Origin of the sequence: uncultured Polaribacter sp. (assembly GCF_947503875.1) — a bacterium.
Classification (GTDB): Bacteria; Bacteroidota; Bacteroidia; order Flavobacteriales; family Flavobacteriaceae; genus Polaribacter.
The window spans coordinates 245,524-267,310 of the sequence record NZ_CANNFH010000005.1 but is presented as its reverse complement, the minus strand read 5'-3'; the positions used below and the strand labels follow the sequence as shown (position 1 = coordinate 267,310).

The window sequence follows — 21,787 nt, the reverse complement described above, 5'->3', positions numbered from 1 at the left end:
GTTAAAGGTTGAAATCACAAAGATTTCAACCTTTTTTGTATGTTTGAAGTAATGTTTCAGAAAAAGAAGAAAGTTTTTACGGTAAACGAAATCAAAAGAAAAATAGAGCAATATTGCATCTATCAAGATCGCTGTCATAAAGAGGTAGCACAAAAAATGCGCGATTATGATTTAATACCAGAAGCCCAAGAAATGATTCTTTTAGATTTAATGAAAGATAATTTTTTAAACGAAGAGCGTTTTGCAAAGAGTTTTGCACGAGGAAAATTCCGCATTAAAAAATGGGGAAAACAACGCATTGTTAGAGAATTAAAATTTAAAGATATTTCTGCTTACAACATTAAAACTGCACTAAAAGAAATTGACGAGCAGGATTATATTAGCACTATTTATACCATTACAGAAAACAGAAACGAGGTAATTAGTGAACCTAATCTTTACAAACGAAAACGCAAACTCATCGATTTTTTAATGCGCAAAGGCTTTGAAAGTGAATTAATTTACAAGGTTGTAGAAGAAACTACTGCTAATATTAGTAATAAATAGCTATAATTTTAAACTTAGTAACTGCTTTTCTGCAAGAATAGATCAAACATAAAAAGTAATTGAAACTTACGGTTTTTCACGTTTACTCGAATACTTATTACAAAGCTTGCTTTAAATCTGCAATAATATCTGCTACATTTTCTAAACCTACAGAAACTCTAACCAAACCTTTGGTAATACCAACTTCTAAACGGTCTTCTTCAGACAAACGCCCATGAGTAGTAGAAGACGGATGTGTAACAATAGTTCTTGTATCGCCTAAATTTGCAGATAACGAGCACATTTTTATTTTATTTAAAAAAGTTCTTCCAGCCTCTATACCGCCTTTAATTTCAAAAGCAACAATATTACCACCCAATTTCATTTGTTTCTTAGCAACTTCATATTGAGGATGTGATTTTAAAAAAGGATATTTTACAAACTCAACCTTTTCATGCGATTCTAAAAATTCAGCAACCTTTAACGCATTTTCACAATGTTTTTCTACTCTTACTGCTAAAGTTTCTAAACTTTTAGATAAAACCCAGGCGTTAAAAGGAGACATTGCAGGCCCTGTATTTCTTGCAAACAAATATATTTCTCTTAACAAATCTGCTTTACCAACAGTTATACCTCCTAAAACTCTACCTTGCCCATCTATTAATTTTGTTGCAGAATGAATTACTAAATCTGCACCAAATTTTATAGGTTGCTGTACATAAGGCGTTGCAAAACAATTATCTACAATATAAATTAAGTTGTGTTTTTTAGCGATTTTACCTATTAATTCTAAATCTAAAATATCTACAGCAGGATTTGTAGGCGTTTCTATGTAAAGAATTTTTGTGTTTTTTTGAATTAAACTTTCTACTAGAGCAACCTCATCAACCTTAAAATAAGAAGTTTCTATATTCCATTTTGGTAAATATTTGGTAAACATAGAATGTGTAGAACCAAAAACAGAACGACAAGAAACTACATGATCTCCTGCATTTAATAAAGCTGCAAAAGTTGAAAATATAGAAGACATACCAGTAGCAAAAGCATAACCTGCCTCTGCACCTTCCATTTTTACAATTTTTTCTGTAAATTCTGTAGTATTGGGATTGGTAAATCTACTGTATAAATTTCGCTGCTTTTCTTCTGCGAAGGAAGCGCGCATCTCTTCTGCATCTTCAAAAACAAAACTTGATGTTAAATATAATGGTGTAGAATGCTCAGAAAACTGTGTTCTTTCTGTTTGATTTCTAATCGCGTCTGTTTCAAAATGTTTGCTCATTATTATGGTTTTTGGTTGATAGTTTTTGATTGATGGCATTTACAAATAACCAACAACCATAAACTAAAAACCACTTTTAGTTGTTATGTTTTGCTAATCTTAAAATATCTCCAAAAACACCTCTTGCAGTAACACTTGCTCCTGCTCCTGCTCCCTGTATTACAATGGGTTGTTCTCCATAAGATTCTGTATAAATCTCAAAAATTGCATCAGATCCTTTTAAAGAGCCTAATGGTGTGTTTTTTTCTGTGGAAACCAATTTCACCTCTAAAATACCTTTATTTTTAGATAAATCTCCACTTAATTCTCCAATATAACGCAAAACATGATTTGGTTTTTGCGCTTCTTTTATTTGCTGATATTCGTCATTTAACAAGGCTAGCTTTGTTAAGAAATCAGCAGCAGAACCGTCTCTTAAATGTTCTGGAATCAAATTTTTAATAGCCACTTCATCCAATTCATTTTCCAATTCTAATTCTCTTGCTAAAATTAATAGCTTTCTAGCAACATCATTACCACCTAAATCTTCTCTTGGATCTGGCTCTGTAAACCCTTTGTCTATGGCTTCTTGTAAAACTTTCGAGAATGGTTCGTTTTTTTCAGAAAAATTATTAAATAAATAACTTAAACTTCCTGAGAAAACACCTCTTATTTTAGTGATATTTTCTCCAGATTCATGCAATAACCTAATTGTATCTATTAAAGGCAAACCTGCACCCACATTAGTTTCGTACAAATATTGCTTTTTATATGCTTTTAATTTTGCTCTTACTTCTTTGTAAAAATCAAAAGATAGCGTATTTGCTATTTTATTACAAGAAACCAAATCGAAACCAGCTGCTATTAAAGGAATATAATTGGCTACAAACTTTGAACTTGCAGTATTATCTACAGCAATTAAATTCTCAAAATGATGTTTTTCTGCAAACGCTATAATGTCTGATATTGAACAATTTTCACTACCTGATGCTAATAAATCTTGTTCCCAATTTTTATCTAATCCGTTTTTACGTAGCAACACTTTTTTAGAGTTTGCTACAGCAAAAACATTCAGCTGTAGTTTTCTTCGCTCTAAAACAGAAGGCGTATTTTCTATAATTTGGTCAATTAATGTACCTCCAACCAAACCTTTACCAAAAATGGCAATATTTATTTTCTTTGTAACTCCAAAAACCTGACCATGAATTACATTTACAGCCTTTGGTAATTCTTCTTTTTTAACTACTAAACTTACATTTTTACCAGTTACTGTATTGTTAAATAAAACAGGTACAATTTGGTTTTTAATTAATGCATTGTATGGTAAGTGAAATTCACTTAAATCTTGCCCAATAATAGAAATTACGGCCACATTTTTAACCACAGAAATCTGATTTACATCTTGCGAATAAAAGTCGTTTTCAAACTCGTTTTCTAAAGCTAAAACAGCTTCTGATGCCCTATCTGCATCTATAATTAAACCAATACCTCTTTCTGATGAACCTTGAGAAATTATACTTACACTAATGTTTTTATTACTTAATACCTTAAAAATTCTAGCATCTACCCCAACTTTACCCAATAAACCTCTTCCTTCAAAATTTAAAAGTGCAACATTATCTAATGTTGAAATGGATTTGATGCCTTTTGTAGAAGATGCTGCAGTAATTAAAGTACCTTGATCTTCTTTGTGAAATGTATTTAAAATTCTAAGATCTATATTTTTTTCTAAAAGCGGAATAATGGTTTTGGCATGTAAAATAGTAGCACCAAAATTTGCCAATTCATTGGCTTCAGAAAAAGACAATTGTGCTATTTTTTTTGCATCTGCAACCAAATCTGGATTTGCAGTATAAATACCACTAACATGGGTATAATTTTGCAATTCTTCTGCATCTAAATAATTTGCTAATAATGCTGCAGTATAATTACTTCCATTTCTACCTAAAGTTGTAGTTTCTCCTTTTTTATTAGCAGCAATAAAACCGGTTACAACAGCTATTGCATTCTTGTTTTTCTTAAAATATCTATTTGTATTTTCTTTGGAAACTGCAGTAATTGGTTGTGCATTTCCAAAATTATCATCTGTAATTATTAATGCTCTTGCATCTACAGCATTTGCATTAATACCTTCTTTTTCTAATAGACTTGCTAGTAATTTTACGGCTAACAATTCGCCTTGTGCTAAAACCTCATCTTTTATTTTGTTACTATAATCTCCTAATAAAGAAACACCTTCAAAAATAGTTTGTAATTTGGTAAATTCTTCATCAAAATTTATGGCAATATTTGGCAGTTGCTGGTCTTTTTTAAATGCTTCAAACTTTAGTTTATAGTCTTTCTTACTACTGGCAAGGTTTAAAATAGCCTCTAATTCGTTTGTAGCATTTCCTCTAGCAGAAGCCACAATGGCTATTTTATCTCCGTTTTTGTGTTTATCAACTATAATTTCTATGGCATTTTGTAAACCTTTACCATTTGCTAATGATTTGCCACCAAATTTTAAAATTTTCATTTTATTTTCTCTGTAATCTTTATTAAAAATAGGTCCAATAATTTTTTCTAACTGGTCATATTCCATTAAAAAAGCATCATGCCCATGTACCGAATTTATTTCGTTGTAGGTGACATTATCTTTTGTTAACGCCAATTTTTTATGCGTTTCTCTATTTTCTTCAGCTGTAAAAAATAAATCAGAATCAACACCTATAATATGAATGTTAGCATCAATTTTATCTAAAATGTTTTCAGATTTTTCTCCACCAATAGTTACATCAATAGTTTTTAATAATTGATTCATTAATTTATATGAAGACAGTTGATAGCGTTCTTGCAAAGATTTACCATGATGCAACAACCAACTTTCTACATTAAAAATATCTGAATCTTCTCTTTTAGAACGCTTAAAACGTTCTTTAAAAGATTCTGGTGTTCTGTAACACAACATGGCGTGCATACGTGCATCATGCACAGGATTGCTAGAATTTACCAAAAATTGTTCTTGAATTTGGCAATTGGCAATTAACCAATCTGTAGATTTCCAATCGGTTGCAATTGGTAAAAAATGTTGGGTAAACTTATTGTTTAGCACCATCATTTCCCATGCAATGCCGCCTCCTAAAGAACCACCAATTAAAGCAAAAAGTTTATCGATTTTTAAAATAGACAAACCTTCTAAAAATATTTTTGCAATATCTCTAGCAATAAAATCTTTGTAATTATCAATTAAAAAACCATCAAAACCATTACCTGGAATGTTAAAAGAAAGAATTGTATACACATTTGTATCAATTGCTTTTTTTTCTCCAACAATATCTAACCACCAACCTTTATCACCACCAACTTCACTATTACCAGTAAGTGCATGGTTTATTAAAATAATAGGAGCTGTACCTAATGCTTGCCCAAAAACCTGATAACTCAAATTTAGTTCAGCTATAGTTGCACTTGCCTCTGTAGTGAAATTTTTTATTTTGATATGTTGTAGTTGGTCTTTCAATTAATTTACAAATGTTTAAATTAATCTGTCATTTCGACCTTGTGGAGAAATCTAAAAAATAAGATTTTTCGACTCCATTTCATTTCGCTCAAAATGACAGTTTCATATCAATTATATTTCAGAAAAAGATGCTTTTAAATCAGCTTTTAAATCTTCTAAATCTTCTATACCAACAGACAATCTAATTAAATCTTGAGAAACACCAGCGCTTGCTTGCTCTGCTTCATCTAATTGTTGGTGTGTTGTACTTGCTGGGTGAATAATTAACGATTTTGTGTCTCCAATATTAGCTAATAAAGAGAATAATTTTGTTTTATCTGCAATTGTTTTTGCCGCTTCAAAACCTCCTTTTGGTCCAAAAGTTACAATTCCACTTTGTCCTTTTGGTAAATATTTATCAGATAACGTTTTGTATTTATTGCTAGCCAAACCTGGATAATTTACCCAAGCAACTTCCTCTTGTTGCTCTAACCATTCTGCCAATGCCAATGCATTTTCTGAGTGTTTTTGAATTCTAACAGGCAATGTTTCTAAACCTTGAATGATATTAAATGCGTTTGTTGGACTTAATGCTCCACCAAAATCACGTAATCCTTCTAAAATTAATTTAAAAACAAAAGATGCTGCTCCTAAAGTTTCGTAATATTTTAAACCATGGTAACCTGCAGATGGTTCTGTAAATTCTGGGAATTTTCCATTTGCCCAATTAAAAGTTCCTGCATCAATAATTGCACCTCCTAAAGAAGTACCTTGACCAGCAATATATTTAGTTAAAGAATGAATTACTAAATCTGCACCATGTTTTATTGGGTTTAATAAAGATGGAGTTGCCACTGTATTGTCTACAATAAAAGGTACTTCTGCTTTTTTAGCCTGTGCAGATATTGCTTCTAAATCTAATACATCTAATTTTGGGTTACCTAAAGATTCTACAAAAACAGCTCTTGTATTTTCTTGTACAGCTTTTCCAAAATTTTCTGGATCAGAAGCATCTACAAATGTAGTTGTAATGCCAAATCTTGGTAAAGTAACACTTAATAAATTATACGTTCCTCCATACAAACTACTAGAGGCTACTATATGATCTCCTGCTTTTAAAAGCGTCATTAAACCTGTAGAAATTGCTGCTGTACCAGATGCAAAAACTACGGCACCAATACCACCTTCTACAGCTGCCAAACGATCTTGTAAAATTTGATTTGTTGGGTTGTTTAAACGGGTGTAAATAAAACCTAATTCTTTTAAAGAAAATAAGTTTGCAGCATGTTCTGAATTGTTAAAAACATAAGCTGTAGATTGGTAAATAGGCACTGCTCTAGCACCTCCATTTGTAGTTACATCGTGTCCTGCATGCAACGCGTTAGTTGCTAATTTGTGTGTACTCATTTTTCTATTTTTTTTGAGTTAATTAAAGCTCCTGTTTTACAGGAATTCCATTTTTCAAAAGCATCAAAATTTTTATATTTTGATACAATTTGAGATTAAAACAAAAGTCAAATACATCAATTTTATATTGATGGACTTACTAGAAAAATGTTATTAAGAATTTAACAATTACAGCGAAAAGCAATTGTTTTTGAGTTATCTATCCAATTTCCGATAAATGAATCTGAAATTAAGTAGAATTTAGCACCTTCTTTTCCTCACAAAAAGGGTTGCTAAGGCTTCAATGGGTCTAATCCCTCTGCCTTTCTTGATAACATTTCAATAAGTTATTGAACTTTGTGAGTGCAAATATAGTTATAGAAAAAATTAAAATCCAAATAAAACTTCACTTTTTTCTATAATCAAAAACTAGTTTAAAATCAAATCTAAATACTAAACAACCATTTAGATACAATTAAAAGTTACTTAAAACTATTTAATTGATAACACCATCAGAAATAATTATAACAAAAAAATATTTGTATTTCATTTTAAAACGTAACTTTGCAATCAATTAAGAGGAAAAATTTGAACTGATTGCAACCTCTCGTGCTAGATTAATTTCTGCACCCTTTACTATATTAAGGTATTACTTTAAAAGATACCAAAACAAGTTTAGGATAAAATGCTAAAGCAGTAAGCATCTACTTCTTTTGGCGACCAACGCAATCTGTTTACCTTTTTCACCCAATTTCAATTCAATAAAAATTTGAATAACATTTAATATAAAAGAATAATTTTATGTCATATTTATTTACCTCAGAAAGTGTTTCTGAAGGACACCCAGATAAAGTTGCAGACCAAATTTCTGATGCTTTAATTGATAATTTTTTAGCTTTTGATAAGTCTAGTAAAGTAGCTTGTGAAACTTTAGTTACAACTGGGCAAGTGGTTTTAGCTGGTGAAGTAAACTCAAATACATATTTAGATGTTCAGCAAATTGCAAGAGATGTAATAAACAAAATTGGTTACACAAAAAGCGAATATATGTTTGATGGAAATTCTTGTGGCGTTTTGTCTGCAATCCACGAACAATCTCCAGATATAAATCAAGGTGTAGATCGTTCTTCTCCAGAAGAACAAGGAGCTGGAGACCAAGGTATGATGTTTGGTTATGCAACAGATGAAACTGAAAACTACATGCCTTTAGCATTAGAATTGTCTCACAGATTGTTAATTGAATTGGCGCTTTTAAGAAGAGAAAATAAAGAAATTACCTATTTAAGACCAGATGCAAAATCTCAAGTAACTATTGAGTATTCTGATGATAATGTACCACAAAGAATAGATGCCATTGTAATTTCTACACAGCATGACGATTTTATTAAGCCTACAACAGAAAGTAAGGAAGATAAAAAGATTGCAGAAGATAAGATGTTAGCAAAAATTAATTCTGATATAAAAACTATTTTAATTCCTAGAATGGTTGCAAAACTTCCAGAAGAACTTCAAAAATTATTTACAGATAGTATTACCTATCACATAAACCCAACTGGCGTTTTTGTAATTGGAGGACCTCATGGAGATGCTGGTTTAACTGGTAGAAAAATTATTGTAGATACTTATGGTGGTAAAGGTGCGCATGGTGGAGGCGCATTTTCTGGTAAAGATCCTAGTAAAGTAGATAGATCTGGCGCTTATGCAACCAGACATATTGCTAAAAACTTAGTTGCTGCAGGTTTGTGTAAAGAAGTTTTAGTACAAGTTTCTTATGCTATTGGTGTTGCCAAACCTACAAGTATAAATGTAGAAACTTATGGAACTTCAACCGTAAATTTAACTGATGGAGAAATTAGTAAAAAAGTAGAAGCAATTTTTGATATGCGTCCTTATTTTATAGAGCAACGTTTAAAATTAAGAACGCCTATTTATTCTGAAACTGCAGCTTATGGACATATGGGAAGAACACCAGAAATAAAAACAGTAACATTTACAAACCCAATGGGAGAGACCGTTTCTGAAGAAGTAGAAACCTTTACTTGGGAAAAATTAGATTATGTAGACAAAATTAAAGCAGCATTCTCACTATAATTTTTTTGAAATAAAGTATTCAAAAACCCTTTAAAATTTAATTTTAAAGGTTTTTTTGTTTATAAATATTACTTAAATATGAGTTCCAGCGCAGTCGAGAACTAGTAAAAATCTTTTCTATCAAAAAATATTTCTACTTCTCAATCATAAAACAAAACATTAAATTCAAACTACGGAAGTCAGATTGAGCTTGTCGAAATCGTTAGAAGATTAGCAAATTACTTTCTAGTTGTCATTTCTTTATAGAGAAACCTAAACGATAAGTTTTACCTAAATAGATTTTTCGGCTCCACTGCGTTTTAATCAAAATTAGTTTCTTTTTAGACACTCTTTTTTTAAAAAAATTAATATTTTTAGTTTTTTCTCCTTTCAGTCGGAAGGAAATGAATAGCCGTAGAATTTACGAATTTATCGAAATATCACTTTCTAGGTCTAAAGCTATCGCCTTTTCCAAATCTAATAAATGTTGCTTTCTTACTTTCAATTTTGTTGCTGCATGTGCTTTTTTGTTTAATGTAGAAAACATTTCTGCGACTTTAATTGCAGTTGGTAATACATGTGTTTCTTCCACTACCAAATCTAAAAAACCAGCATTTACAGCTTGTTCAGGATTGTAAATTTCTGAATTCACTACACTTCTATTTAAATACACTTCGCTTAAACGTGCTTTTGCAATGGCAATTCCTGCATTGTGCATGGTCATACCAATTTGCACTTCATTAAAGCCTATTTTAAAGTCGCCTTTTACACCAATTCTATAATCTGCAGAAAGTAGTAAAAAGGCACCTTTGGCAATTGCATGTCCTGAACAAGCTATAATAATTGGCTGTGGAAAAGACAACATTTTTAAAGACAATTGAGAACCTTTTGTAACCAATTCTTTTGCAGATTCTGGCGATTTTGTCATCACTTTTAAATCAAATCCAGCAGAAAAAATACCAGATTGTCCAGTAATAATTACGACCTTATTTTCTTTGGCAGCTTTGTCTAACGCAATATGTAAGCCTTCAATTACTTCATGAGAAATTGCATTTGCCTTTCCATTATTTATGGTAATTATTGCATATTTTTCTTCAGATTGATATGTGACAAGTAAATTCATGCGATCTATTTTTTGATTTTGCTACAAGATAAATTAAAAAACTTGAATTGTATTCTATAAAATCCAATCAGCAGATAAATTACTGCTTTGTTTTTATTTGTTTATTTTTGCCCATCAACACAAAACATGAATAAAATCAAAGGTTTATTTTTCTCTATCGAACAAAGTTTTTCTTTACTTTTTCTATTAAAATGGACGTTTATCTGTTTACTTATTGGTGCTTTTGCAGGTAGTGCTTCTGCCGTATTTTTATGGTCTTTAGAATGGGCTACCAATTATAGAGAAGCCAATATTTGGATTATTTGGTTGTTACCCATTGCAGGTCTTATAATTGGTTTACCTTATCATTACTATGGTAAAAGTGTTGTTAAAGGAAACAATTTAATTCTAGACGAATATCACGAACCTAAAAAAGTGATTCCTTTTAAAATGGCGCCTTTGGTATTTTTAGGCACAATTCTTACCCATTTATTTGGCGGTTCTGCAGGTAGAGAAGGCACTGCTGTGCAAGTAGGTGCCGCAATTGCAGACCAATTTACCAAACTTTTTAAACTTTCTAAATTCGATAGAAAACTTATTTTAATTTGCGGAATTAGTGCTGGTTTTGCCTCCGTATTTGGTACACCTTTGGCAGGTGCTATTTTTGCTTTAGAAGTTTTAATTATTGGGCGTATGCGTTTTGATGCGATTATTCCTAGTTTTTTAGCCGCAGTTTTTGCCAATTATTTTTGTGATGTTTGGCAAATTTCTCATCATACACATTATACTATTTCAGAAGTAGCAAACTTAACACCTATTGCTATTTTATGGGCATTATTAGCCGGAATTATTTTTGGATTAGCAAGTATGTTGTTTTCTAAATCTACTCATTTTTGGAGTAAATTATTCAAAAAATCCATTTCTTATCCGCCTCTTAGACCTGTAATTGGCGGAATTGTAATTGCAGTTGCTGTTTATTTTATGGACACAACAAAATACATTGGTTTAGGTGTACCTACAATTGTAGATGCATTTAATAGCAACCTGAATTCTTATGACTTTTTACTAAAAATACTATTTACTTCTTTTACTTTGGGCGCAGGTTTTAAAGGTGGTGAAGTAACGCCATTATTTTTTATTGGCGCCACCTTAGGTAATGTGTTAATTTGGTTTATACCTTTACCAATGCCTTTATTAGCAGGAATGGGTTTTGTAGCTGTTTTTGCAGGAGCAACAAACACACCAATTGCTTGTACTATTATGGGTATTGAATTATTTGGAATAGAATCTGGAGTTTTTATTGCCTTGGCATGTACCACTTCTTACCTATTTTCTGGGCATTCAAGTATTTATGCTTCCCAATTTATTGGTAGCCCAAAACATCTCTTTTTTAAAGATGAAAAAGGTTTACAACTTACAGAAATACCCGAAAAACGAAAAAAGAAATCTTTATAGTTCTATATCTTCTGCGTCTACCCAGTTTTTCTTTTGGGTAACTGTTCCCTTATTTAAAACCATAATTCCTGGGTTTGCACGAATCATAGTTTTTAATGTAGTTTCATCACAAAACAAAAAATCGAACGCTAAATCGTGCTCTTTTTTTGCTTCCAATAAATCATCTGTAAAAGATGCAGAAACACCATAAACTGTATACCCTTTTGCTATGGCTTTGTCTGTTATATTTTCAATGTTGGCAAATCCTTCTTTGTTGGCATTTTCTAGATTGTAAACAATTACCAACATTAGTTTTTCTTTTTCTAAAAGTACTGGCGCTAAATCTTCCTGTTCATTTTCTAAAACAAAATCGTGCACTGGCGGAATTGAGCCATCTGCTGGATATTCCATTCCTTCTTGCAAATTCTTGCCAACTGCATAAGCTCTAAAATCTACAATTGGCAAATGCGTCAGCACATGTTGCACAATAAATAGAAAAACTCCTAAAGACAAAAAGGTAATTGCCTGTGTTATTTTACCACCAAAAATTGGTTTAATAAGGTTTACTTTAATAACCAATAATAATATAAGCGCTATTAAAATTATGTTTTTGTAGAAGGTTTCCCAAGGAGATAATTTTATAGCATCGCCAAAACAACCACAATCTGTAACTTTGTTATAATATGCAGAATACCAAGTTAAAAACAAGAAAATTAAAGTAATTAAGAATAGGCTCCACACTGTAGTTTTAGGTTTGTAACCAATTAAAATAGTAACACCCAAAAGAATTTCTGCAATGATTAAAAGAATTGCAAAAGGTAATGCATAAGGAACTAAAAATTCCATATTTAAAACACTCTCAGAAAAGTATTCTTGAAACTTGTATTGTGAACCAATTGGATCTACCAATTTTACAAAGCCCGAAAAAATAAACAAAGCGCCTACTATTATTCTTGAAAGTTGTACTAGTATTTTTAAAATCATGTTTGTTATGTTATTTTCTTATTTATAATAAAATAATCTTATTAGCTATTTTTGTGGCTCTAGTCTAAAACAATCAAAAACTTCACTTGAAACTTTTAAATTACAAACTTTTTAACTTTACTACTTTTAACCTACCCCAAATGTATCATCGCAAAAACCGCATAATTAATCATGTCTTGGTAATTCGCATCAATTCCTTCAGAAACAATGGTTTTTCCTTTGTTATCTTCAATCTGTTTTACGCGTAACAATTTCTGTAAAATTAAATCCGTTAAGCTAGAAACACGCATATCTCTCCAAGCTTCGCCATAATCATGATTTTTATTCAGCATTAAATCTTTTGTAATTTTTATATGCTTATCATACAAAATAGTGGCATCTTCAACATTTAAATCCGGATTTTCTACAACACCTTTTTCTAGCTGAATTAAAGCCATAATCGAATAATTAATAATTCCAATAAATTCAGATTTTTCACCTTCATCTACCTTTCTAACCTCATTTTCTTGCAATTGTCTAATTCTAGTTGCTTTAATAAAAATTTGGTCTGTTAAAGATGACAATCGTAAAATTCTCCACGCGCTTCCATAATCGCTCATTTTATTTATAAATAAACTTCTACATTCCGCTATAACAGCATCATATTGCTTTGCAGTATCTTGCATTTTCTTAAATTAAAAAAGTATTTGCTCAAAAATACTAAATACTCTAGGCTTTTCTTTTATTTTTACAAAAGAATTTTAAATACCAGTAATTTGAAAAGAGTTGTTGTTTTTTGTGGGTCTAGCCTAGGTTTTAATTCCGTTTACAAAGAAGCTGCCGTTGAATTGGGTAATTATTTTGCTAAAAACAATATTGGCTTAGTTTACGGTGGTGGAAAAATTGGAATGATGGGCGCCATTGCAGACACAATTCTATCCCAAAAAGGTGAAGTTATTGGCGTAATTCCTAAATTATTAGAAAAGGAAGAAGTTGTGCATGCAGGCGTGGAAGAAATGATTATTTGCGACAAAATGAGCGATCGTAAAGTAATTATGAGTAAATTAATAGACGGCTACATAACATTGCCTGGAGGTTTTGGTACCTTAGACGAACTTTTTGAAGCACTTACTTTAAATCAATTACAGATAGAACAAAAACCAGTTGGCTTATTAAATATAAATGGTTTTTTTGATGCAATGTTGCAACAAATCGATAAAATGATTGCAGAAGGTTACATAAAACCGATAAACAAAAAACTGCTAATTATTGCCAATTCTGTAGACGAATTAATGCAAAAAATGAGCAACTACAAAGCCCCAAAAATTAGCCACGTAATTAACAAAGTAGTAAAATAAAATGACCATAAATTGTAAAGGAACACTTGTAGATTTAAGCACACCAAAAGTAATGGGCATATTAAACATTACGCCAGACTCTTTTTACGATGGTGGTAAATATAAAAACGCAGCAGACATTTTACAGCAAACCGAAAAAATGCTTACAGAAGGCGCAACTTTTATAGATGTTGGCGCCTATTCTTCTAGACCAGGAGCAAAACACATTACCCAAGAAGAAGAACTGCAAAGAATTGTGCCTGTAATTCATTTATTGGTAAAAAATTTCCCAGAAATTATACTTTCCGTAGATACTTTTCGCAGTAAAATTGCCCAAGAAACCATACATGCAGGTGCAGCTATTATTAACGATATTTCTGGCGGAAAAATGGACAAAAATATGTTTGAAACCGTTGCTAAATTGCAAGTGCCTTATATTTTAATGCACATGTTGGGCACACCACAAAACATGCAAAAAAACCCGGTTTATAAAGACGTAAATAAAGAAATTATAGCCTTTTTTGCCGAACAAATCTTCAAATTACAGCAACTAAAACAAAACGATATTATTATAGATATGGGCTTTGGTTTTGGCAAAACCATTGCACACAATTATGAGATTTTAAAAAATTTAGCACACTTTAAAAGTTTAGATGTGCCCATTTTAGCTGGTATTTCTAGAAAATCTATGTTGTACAAAACCCTAGATATTTCTGCACAAGAAGCCCTGAACGCCACCACCTCTGCAAACACAATTGCACTTTTAAACGGCGCAAATATTTTACGCGTGCACGATGTTAAAGAAGCTATGGAAGCTGTAAAAATTGTGAATCAGGTATTGTAATTTTTTTTGAAACTATATCCAGCTTTACGCACTCGCTTCACGCCCAAAAGCGTGAGAGCTCAAACAAAAGCCTGTCCTGAGCGTAGTCGAAGGGCTTCAATCTGGGCTAAACATGTTTGCCAACTTGGTGCATAATTGTAAGTGCAATGTTTTACATCAACCTAAAAATAAAACTCTGTAAAAACCACCTTAATTTTTAAACTTTCAACTTTCAAACTTTCAAACTTCAAAAAAACAAAACCAATCTAAATTGATATTGTACTCCAAAATAATTATTAGTATTTTAGCCTAAAATGTTACTTCATTTCCATGTTCGATTTTATTGAATTTTCTTTGTTAGATGTATTAGATATTTTGTTGGTAGCAACACTACTCTACTACATTTACAAACTTTTAAAAGGAACAGTAGCCATTAATATTGTTATTGGTATTGCCTTTATTTTCTTTATCTGGAAAATTACACAGGCGCTTAAAATGGAAATGCTAAGTGGTATTTTAGGTTATTTACTTTCAGGAGGTGTGATTGCCTTAATTATTGTGTTTCAGCAAGAAATACGTAAGTTTTTATTAATGATTGGTACTACCAATTTTACCAATAAACGTAGTTTTTTAAAACAATTAAAATTTTTACAAACAGAAATAAGTACAGAAATAGATACTGAGCCTATTTTAAATGCTTGTAAAAAAATGGCCAAAACAAAAACAGGTGCACTAATTGTAATTGAAAGAACCAATAGTTTAGATTTTCTAATAAATACAGGAGATAAAATGAACGCTGTTTTAAACGTAGCGCTTTTAGAAAGTATTTTTTATAAAAACAGCCCTTTACACGATGGCGCCTTAATTATTAGAGACAATTATATAGTAGCTACAAGAGTTGTTTTACCCATTTCTGATAGTACAAAAATACCAGCAAGATTTGGTTTAAGACATAGAGCTGCCATAGGCGTATCTGAAAAAACAGATGCTGTATGTTTGTTAGTTTCTGAAGAAACAGGAGAAATTTCTTACATTAAAGACGGTGGTTTTGTGCTTTATAAAGACTACGATAATTTAAACGAAAAACTAAAGAAAGATTTAATGTAACGCAAAAATCAGTTCTTTAATTACTTTAAGATAACGCCCAAACATTTCAACCAAAACTATCTTTTTTTACATAAATACAGTAAAATATTAGCTTGCAGATTTCTTATCGCTATTCATTAATAAAAATATTGCAACTACTAAACCTACAACAACTAGCGCAAAAACACCAATCATAATAGTACCATTTATCCAAGAAACTAAAGGTAAATTTATATAACTCATAATCTTATAATTTTACTGTAAAAGTAAACTGATTTTATAAGCTGTAGTATGATAAAAGTCAGGTTTTAAAATTTTACATTCATAATATCTCCACTCAATTGTAACAACTGTAATTCTATTAATTTGGCATCAAATTTTGCGTTGTTAAAAGCTGTTTTTGCACTAATTAAATTTATTTGCGCTTGCCTAAATTCTATAGAAGTTACCTGCCCCAATTTGTAACGTTCTTGGGTTCTATCAAAATTATTTTGCGTAGTTAAAACGTTGGCTTCTTGCGCTTTTAAAATATATAATTGGTTCTTGTAATTCTCCCAAGTATTTTTTAAATTATTTGCAATGGTAACTTTTTGTTGCTCCAATAATATTTGCTGATTTTCTAAAGCAATTTTAGCGTTGGCAACTCTTGTTTTTGTTGCACCACCATCAAAAATATTCCAAGACAAAGTTAAACCAGCATTTAAACCATCAGAAGTTATTAAACGCGCACCAAAAGGATTTATTAAATTTTCATTTACAGTTCTGTTATAACCATAAGAAGCGTTAAAGTTTAAAGCAGGTAAAAAATTTGCCTTATTAATTTTAATATTAAATTCACTTATAGCAATGTTTTTTTCATTTTGTAATAACAAACTGTTGTTCTGCATTGTTTTTTCTTCCAAGTCTTCTAAAACAAGCATTTTATTAAAATCTACTGCTGTTTCTACCACAAAATTTACATCTTTTTCTATTCCTAAAATTACGTTTAAACCACGTTTTGCATTACTTAATTGCTGTTTTGCGTTTATTAAAGTAATACTATCGTTATTTACATCTACTTGTGCATTTAACAACTCTAGTTTTGTAGATTGCCCATATTCATATTGATAAGTAGCACGTTTTAAACGCTGTTTAGAAATGGTTAACGCCTCTTTTATATTGTCTGTATTTTCTGATAAACGTGCAATTTGAAAATAGCTTGTAAACAATTGCAAATAGGTGTTTTCTATAGTTTCTCTTGCTTGTACTTCTGTTAGATTGTACGTTTCTTTTAGTTGTTGATAGTTGTATTTTCTACCCAAACCATCAAAAATAGTGTAATTTAAACCCAATGTAGCATTGTAACTTTTTGTAATAATACCATCTCCAGCAATTTCTGCATCATTACCAGTATCTCTGTCTGTAAAGGTTAAACTTTGGTTGTTGTTTCTATAATCTGCGCCAGAATTTAAACTAATTGTTGGTAAATATCTATTATTTAAAATACTAGTATTATTTTCTGCAACTTTTAAATTGTTATTTGCAATTTTTACACCAAAATTATTTTCTAAAGCAATTGCCAAAGCTGCTTCTTTGGTTAAAATTTCTTGAGAAAAAAGCTGAAAATTCGTTAAAAAAACAACACAAATTAAAATAACATTCTTCTGTTTCATGGTTTCTCTTTTAAACATCTAATGGTAATTTTGATTCTTTAGCACTTTCTATTTCAGCAGGCTCTTCGTCATCAAATTTAGATTCTATAATTGCTCTTTCTACCTCTTCTTTAGTAATTTCATCACCTGTTCTTAACCATTTTATTTTCACCTTAATACTGTTAGATACAGAAAGCATTAACGGCAACATTATTAAGGTTAAAACGGTTGCAATAGCAATACCATAGGCAATAGAAATGGCCATTGGTATTAAAAATTGTGCTTGCCTACTTTTCTCAAAAATTAAAGGTGCCAAACCTGCAATAGTGGTTAATGTGGTTAAAAAGATGGCTCTAAAACGAGATTGACCTGCTTTAACCAAAGCTTCATCATACTTAAAACCTTCTTTTAAATAACTGTTGAATTTTCCAATAAGCACCAAACCATCATTTACCATAATACCAATTAGGGCTATAATTCCTAAAAACGATAAAATTCCGATAGAAAAACTGTGAAAATAATGTCCCCAAATAACACCAATCATGCTAAAAGGAATCATAATAATTAATAAAATTGGCTGACTGTAAGAACGAAATGTAAATGCAATTACAATATAAATTAAAAGTAAAATAATTGGTCCAACTACATTTATGGAATCTGTGGTTTTTTTCGCTTCTCTATTCTGGCCTTCGTAAATAGGTTTTACAGTTGGGTATTTAGACAAAATTTCTGGCATAATTACCGTTTTAATATTGTCTAAAATATCCGTTTCGCTGGCAGATAAATCTTTTAAATCTGCAGTAACTTGTATTTCTCTTTTTCCTTCTAAATGATTAATGGCAATGTCTCCTCTTTCTATAATGTAAGTAGCAATTTCGGCAAACGGAATTCTGTTTCCTGTTGGCGTAACAATGCGCATATCGTCTAAATCTTTTATAGAAGATCTGTCTTTTTTATCATAACGTACCCAAACTTTAATTTCATCTTGCCCACGTTGAAAACGTTGTGCTTGAAACCCGAAAAAACCAGCTCGCACTTGACTCATTACCGCTTGTAAATTTAACCCTAAAATGTAAGCATTGTCTTTTAATTGTATGCGCACTTCTTTAATTCCTGCAGGATCATTATCTGCCACATCTTTTAAAACAGGATTATTTTCTAAAACCGTTTTCAATTCATCTTTTACAGCTTTTAGTTCTCTAATATTGTTTCCTAATAAAGAAACTGCAACAGGACTGCCTCCAAAATTACCACCAGAACCAAAAGTTAAACTTTCTACACCGTAAATTTTACCTACTTTTTCTTGTATAGAATTTGTAATTTCTGGTGATGAAAAATCTCTTTCTTCACCTGGTAAAAGGTTTACCGTTAACGTAGCATTTGCACTTCCTGGCCCCACTCTTTTTATAACATTCTCAACAATAGAAATATCGCCTGTTTGCTTTTCAGAATATTCTTGCTCTGTTAGCCACACTTTCTCTTCGATTACAGAAATAATAGAATCTGTAATTTTCTCATTAGTTCCTTGTGGCATATTCAAATTAATCTGAATACGATCACTAGCAATTCTTGGGAAGAAAGAACTTTTAATAACACCACCTTTTAGCGCAGAAAAACTAATTAATAACGTGGCTATAAATACACAAAAAATAAAAATTTTATTCTCTAAAGAAAACTTTAAAAATGGTACGTAATATTTATCTCTAAATTTGCTTAAATACTTGTCTGCTTTCCCATTTATTTTACGAAAAAATACATCTAACTTACTTTCTTTAAACAATACAATTCTTTCACCATTCTTTTCAACAATTACTTCGCTACTATTCTCTTCAATTACAAAAATATTCGACTGATTAAAATCAAAATTATTTACCGAAAACTCTTCATTTCTTCTCTTTAAAGCTTTAGAATGTGCAATATGCGCAGGTAAAATTACCAATGCTTCAATTAAAGAAACACTTAAAGTTAAGAGTACAATGGTAGATACTTCACCAAAAAAACTACCAATTCTACCATCTACAAAAAAGAAGGTAGAAAATGCAATAATTGTGGTTAAAATAGCAGAAACAATAGGTGGTATAACTTCCATAGTACCATCTATAGCTGCCTTTATTTTAGATTTTCCTAAATCGTAATAATGGTGATAAATATTTTCTCCAATTACAATACCATCATCAACCAAAATACCAATTACAATAATCATCCCAAAAAGAGACAATACATTTATGGTAACATCAAACTGAGCCGCAAAAATAAACATCCCAAAAAAGGCAACTGGTAACCCAAATGCTACCCAAATTGCCAATCTTAAATTTAAGAAAAGTGCTAAGAAAAAGAGTACTAAAAGAATTCCTACAATTCCGTTTTCTAACAATAATTTTGTTCTTCCATTTAAAGTGATAGAAGCATCGCTAGAAACATTTAATTGTACGTTTTGTTGTTTTTGGTTGAATTCGTGTATGTAATCTTTAATTTTATCTGCAGAAGAAATTAAATCTTCATTGTTGGTATTACTAACCGTAATATTTATAGCCAAATTACCATTATAAAACAATCTATCTGGGTTTTCTGACCAAACATCATTTACAGCAGCAATGTCTTTTAAACGAATAATATTACCATTTTGCTCTGTTCTAACTATTATATTCTGCAATTCTACACCATAATAAGAACGATTGCTTGCTCTTATTAAATAATCTTCATCTGCTGTTTTAATATTACCACCTGTAATTAACAAATTAGAATTTCTAACAGCATTAGAAACCTCTGTAAAAGACAAATTATAGGCACGCAAATCGTTTTCACGAACCGCAATTTCTATTTCTTCCTCTGGAAAACCAGAAATAGCTACTTGCGAAATTCCGTCTAAACCACGAATATCATTTTCTATATTTCTAGCATATTGTTTTAGTGATTTTAACGAAACATTGTCTCCACTAACCGTAAAACTAATTGTAGATCGTACACTTTCTACCTTAGCAATTACAGGAGGCTCCATACCCGTTGGAAAAGAAGGCACCCTATCTACCGCATTTTTAACATCAGACAAAACAACGTCTATATTTTTGCCCTTTTCTACCTCTACATTTACGTTTGCACTATTTTCTCTGGAGACAGAAGTTACTCTTTCTACCCCAACAATTCCTTTTAAATTGTCTTCTATTTTTAGCACAACGCCTTCTTCCATTTCTGCAGGAGAAGCACCTGGATACACTAAAGATATTTGTATTAATTGTGAATCTACCAAAGGAAAAAAGGAAGATTTCATACTAACAGCACCTACTGCTCCAAAAATAATAAATGCTAAAATCATAACATTTACAGCAACTGGATATTTTATAAAATAGGTAATTATTTTTTTCATTTTGTACTGAATTTTATTGTGCTATAATTTTTACAACCTTCAATAATTACTTCTTTTTACCAATTTTAACTACCATGCCTGAGAATGCTCCTGGCAGGGTTTGGGTTAAAATTTTATCGTTATTTTGTAGGCCTTTTATAACGACATTTTCTGCACCAAAATAAACCGGATTAATTTCTTTTAAGGTTAAAACGCTATCGTTTTCTACGGTATAAACTGCTTTATTATCTACCAATAATTTTCTAGAGATTTTTACAGCATTACTCTCAGATTTTGCTACTAAATTCCCCTCTAAAAACATACCTTCTTTTAAATCTGGATGTTTTACATCTATATACGCTTGTATGGTCTGTGAAACTTGATTTACTCTCCCATTTACACGAACCACTTTACCTGTATAAGATTTCGTTTTTTCTAAATTGGTTAATTGTACAGCATTACCCACTTTTAATAAATCTGCAAACGCTGCATTTAAAGAAACTTCCATTTCATAAATACTTGGATCTATAAATTCGCCCAACTTTTGTCCTGCTCTCACCAAAGTACCTGGCGTAACTAAAGCTTCCGTTAAAATACCCGTATAAGGTGCTTTTATATTGTGTTTAGAAAAACGTACTTCTAAGTTTTTAACATTGTAATATGCCGTTAAAACACCTCTTCCAGAAATAAAATATTTCTCTTTATCTGTAGTAAAAATTGGTAATTTAGGTACACTTTTATTTAAATTGAAACTTTTTAGATAGCTTTCCCATTTTGGAAATTCGTTAGGATAATCTAAACGAATATCTGGCATAATTGCCGTAATTAGATTGTATAAATTGCTTTTTTGAGATTGTAAAGTTGCGTAAAATTCATCGCTATTAATACCTAATAAAGTTTGCCCTTTGTAATACTTAGCACCTGCTTTAAAAGGCGTGTTGGTCCTTTTTAGAATCCCTTGCACTTCAGAAAAAATGGCAATTTTATTTTTTGCTACTAAATTACCACTCGCTGTAATAATTATTGGTACTTCATTATTTATAACATTTTCTACAAAAACAGTTTTAATTTGTTTTTTAAAAGTGGGTCTTGGTTTGTTATTTTTTTCAACTAAAATATTACCAAAATATACAGCAGCTGCAATGGCTAAAATGCCTAGTGCTGCTAAAATTATTTTTCTCATAATGAATTGATTGTACTTTCTAAACTCTGTATAAAAAGTTCTTTTATTATGCGTACAAAGATACTTTTTCACCTTAACCCTAGTAGTTTTAAGCACTTTTACTTTGTTAAATATATGTTATAATTCCGTTTTTTAAGAATCATTCATTTAGTTCATGTTTTTTTAGCG

General features: G+C 30.9%; 16 protein-coding genes and 1 riboswitch. Of the genes, 6 read left to right on the top strand and 10 right to left on the bottom strand.

Annotated elements, in window-relative coordinates; translation table 11 throughout:
- Positions 1-51: 51 nt before the first annotated feature.
- Positions 52-546, top strand: coding sequence for a regulatory protein RecX (locus Q0684_RS10090; protein ID WP_299016424.1), 495 nt, complete (start codon positions 52-54; stop codon positions 544-546).
- A 97-nt stretch (positions 547-643) separates the two neighbouring features.
- Here the strand turns inward: Q0684_RS10090 and Q0684_RS10085 are convergent, their stop codons facing one another.
- The 3 genes from Q0684_RS10085 to Q0684_RS10075 form a co-directional block, all read right to left on the bottom strand.
- Entirely contained in the window at positions 644-1,804 is a 1,161-nt protein-coding gene (locus Q0684_RS10085; protein ID WP_299016145.1) for an aminotransferase class I/II-fold pyridoxal phosphate-dependent enzyme, read from the bottom strand.
- Between the two features lie 76 nt (positions 1,805-1,880).
- A complete protein-coding gene (thrA, locus tag Q0684_RS10080) occupies positions 1,881-5,282 on the bottom strand; it encodes a bifunctional aspartate kinase/homoserine dehydrogenase I (protein WP_299016142.1) in 3,402 nt (1,133 codons plus the stop codon).
- A 111-nt stretch (positions 5,283-5,393) separates the two neighbouring features.
- Complete coding sequence (locus tag Q0684_RS10075; protein WP_299016140.1) at positions 5,394-6,668, bottom strand: O-acetylhomoserine aminocarboxypropyltransferase/cysteine synthase family protein; 1,275 nt, start codon at positions 6,666-6,668, stop codon at positions 5,394-5,396.
- 192 nt (positions 6,669-6,860) lie between these two features.
- A riboswitch (SAM riboswitch) is annotated at positions 6,861-6,985 on the bottom strand.
- Positions 6,986-7,448: 463 nt separating this feature from the next.
- Here Q0684_RS10075 and metK point away from each other — a divergent pair.
- Complete coding sequence (gene metK / locus Q0684_RS10070) at positions 7,449-8,738, top strand: methionine adenosyltransferase (protein WP_299016138.1); 1,290 nt, start codon at positions 7,449-7,451, stop codon at positions 8,736-8,738.
- Between the two features lie 400 nt (positions 8,739-9,138).
- Here the strand turns inward: metK and Q0684_RS10065 are convergent, their stop codons facing one another.
- Positions 9,139-9,840, bottom strand: a complete 702-nt coding sequence (locus tag Q0684_RS10065) for a crotonase/enoyl-CoA hydratase family protein (protein WP_299016135.1) — start codon at positions 9,838-9,840, stop codon at positions 9,139-9,141.
- A gap of 126 nt (positions 9,841-9,966) precedes the next feature.
- On the opposite strand from Q0684_RS10065, the gene Q0684_RS10060 reads away from it, so the two are divergent.
- Positions 9,967-11,274, top strand: a complete 1,308-nt coding sequence (locus Q0684_RS10060) for a voltage-gated chloride channel family protein (RefSeq protein WP_299016132.1) — start codon at positions 9,967-9,969, stop codon at positions 11,272-11,274.
- Here Q0684_RS10060 and Q0684_RS10055 read toward each other — a convergent pair.
- Entirely contained in the window at positions 11,269-12,237 is a 969-nt protein-coding gene (locus tag Q0684_RS10055; protein WP_299016129.1) for a BT_3928 family protein, read from the bottom strand. The genes Q0684_RS10060 and Q0684_RS10055 overlap by 6 nt on opposite strands.
- A 131-nt stretch (positions 12,238-12,368) precedes the next feature.
- Positions 12,369-12,902, bottom strand: coding sequence for a DUF1599 domain-containing protein (locus Q0684_RS10050; RefSeq protein ID WP_299016126.1), 534 nt, complete (start codon positions 12,900-12,902; stop codon positions 12,369-12,371).
- 90 nt (positions 12,903-12,992) lie between these two features.
- Here Q0684_RS10050 and Q0684_RS10045 point away from each other — a divergent pair, with 90 nt between their 5' ends.
- The 3 genes from Q0684_RS10045 (at position 12,993) to cdaA (ending at position 15,483) form a co-directional block, all read left to right on the top strand.
- Entirely contained in the window at positions 12,993-13,574 is a 582-nt protein-coding gene (locus Q0684_RS10045; RefSeq protein ID WP_299016123.1) for a TIGR00730 family Rossman fold protein, read from the top strand.
- 1 nt (position 13,575) lies between these two features.
- Entirely contained in the window at positions 13,576-14,397 is an 822-nt protein-coding gene (folP, locus tag Q0684_RS10040) for a dihydropteroate synthase (protein WP_299016120.1), read from the top strand.
- 309 nt (positions 14,398-14,706) lie between these two features.
- Entirely contained in the window at positions 14,707-15,483 is a 777-nt protein-coding gene (cdaA, locus tag Q0684_RS10035) for a diadenylate cyclase CdaA (RefSeq protein ID WP_299016117.1), read from the top strand.
- A gap of 87 nt (positions 15,484-15,570) precedes the next feature.
- Here cdaA and Q0684_RS10030 read toward each other — a convergent pair whose 3' ends face one another.
- From Q0684_RS10030 to Q0684_RS10015, 4 genes are all read right to left on the bottom strand, one after another.
- Positions 15,571-15,705, bottom strand: coding sequence for a hypothetical protein (locus Q0684_RS10030; RefSeq protein ID WP_299016114.1), 135 nt, complete (start codon positions 15,703-15,705; stop codon positions 15,571-15,573).
- Positions 15,706-15,770: 65 nt separating this feature from the next.
- On the bottom strand, positions 15,771-17,114 hold the full coding sequence (locus Q0684_RS10025) for a TolC family protein (protein ID WP_299016111.1): 1,344 nt from the start codon (positions 17,112-17,114) through the stop codon (positions 15,771-15,773).
- Positions 17,115-17,124: 10 nt separating this feature from the next.
- Complete coding sequence (locus Q0684_RS10020) at positions 17,125-20,457, bottom strand: efflux RND transporter permease subunit (RefSeq protein ID WP_299016109.1); 3,333 nt, start codon at positions 20,455-20,457, stop codon at positions 17,125-17,127.
- A 46-nt stretch (positions 20,458-20,503) separates the two neighbouring features.
- Positions 20,504-21,619: an HlyD family efflux transporter periplasmic adaptor subunit gene (locus tag Q0684_RS10015; protein ID WP_299016106.1), complete on the bottom strand. Its 1,116-nt coding sequence runs from the start codon at positions 21,617-21,619 to the stop codon at positions 20,504-20,506.
- Positions 21,620-21,787: the final 168 nt, after the last annotated feature.

What these genes read in the sequence shown, in the direction of transcription:
- Q0684_RS10090 (WP_299016424.1), top strand. Translation starts at nt 52, where the DNA reads ATGTTTCAGAAAAAGAAGAAAGTTTTTACGGTAAACGAAATCAAAAGA.
- Q0684_RS10085 (WP_299016145.1), bottom strand. Translation starts at nt 1,804, where the DNA reads ATGAGCAAACATTTTGAAACAGACGCGATTAGAAATCAAACAGAAAGA.
- Q0684_RS10075 (WP_299016140.1), bottom strand. Translation starts at nt 6,668, where the DNA reads ATGAGTACACACAAATTAGCAACTAACGCGTTGCATGCAGGACACGAT.
- metK (WP_299016138.1), top strand. Translation starts at nt 7,449, where the DNA reads ATGTCATATTTATTTACCTCAGAAAGTGTTTCTGAAGGACACCCAGAT.
- Q0684_RS10065 (WP_299016135.1), bottom strand. Translation starts at nt 9,840, where the DNA reads ATGAATTTACTTGTCACATATCAATCTGAAGAAAAATATGCAATAATT.
- Q0684_RS10060 (WP_299016132.1), top strand. Translation starts at nt 9,967, where the DNA reads ATGAATAAAATCAAAGGTTTATTTTTCTCTATCGAACAAAGTTTTTCT.
- Q0684_RS10055 (WP_299016129.1), bottom strand. Translation starts at nt 12,237, where the DNA reads ATGATTTTAAAAATACTAGTACAACTTTCAAGAATAATAGTAGGCGCT.
- Q0684_RS10050 (WP_299016126.1), bottom strand. Translation starts at nt 12,902, where the DNA reads ATGCAAGATACTGCAAAGCAATATGATGCTGTTATAGCGGAATGTAGA.
- folP (WP_299016120.1), top strand. Translation starts at nt 13,576, where the DNA reads ATGACCATAAATTGTAAAGGAACACTTGTAGATTTAAGCACACCAAAA.
- cdaA (WP_299016117.1), top strand. Translation starts at nt 14,707, where the DNA reads ATGTTCGATTTTATTGAATTTTCTTTGTTAGATGTATTAGATATTTTG.
- Q0684_RS10030 (WP_299016114.1), bottom strand. Translation starts at nt 15,705, where the DNA reads ATGAGTTATATAAATTTACCTTTAGTTTCTTGGATAAATGGTACTATT.
- Q0684_RS10025 (WP_299016111.1), bottom strand. Translation starts at nt 17,114, where the DNA reads ATGAAACAGAAGAATGTTATTTTAATTTGTGTTGTTTTTTTAACGAAT.
- Q0684_RS10020 (WP_299016109.1), bottom strand. Translation starts at nt 20,457, where the DNA reads ATGAAAAAAATAATTACCTATTTTATAAAATATCCAGTTGCTGTAAAT.
- Q0684_RS10015 (WP_299016106.1), bottom strand. Translation starts at nt 21,619, where the DNA reads ATGAGAAAAATAATTTTAGCAGCACTAGGCATTTTAGCCATTGCAGCT.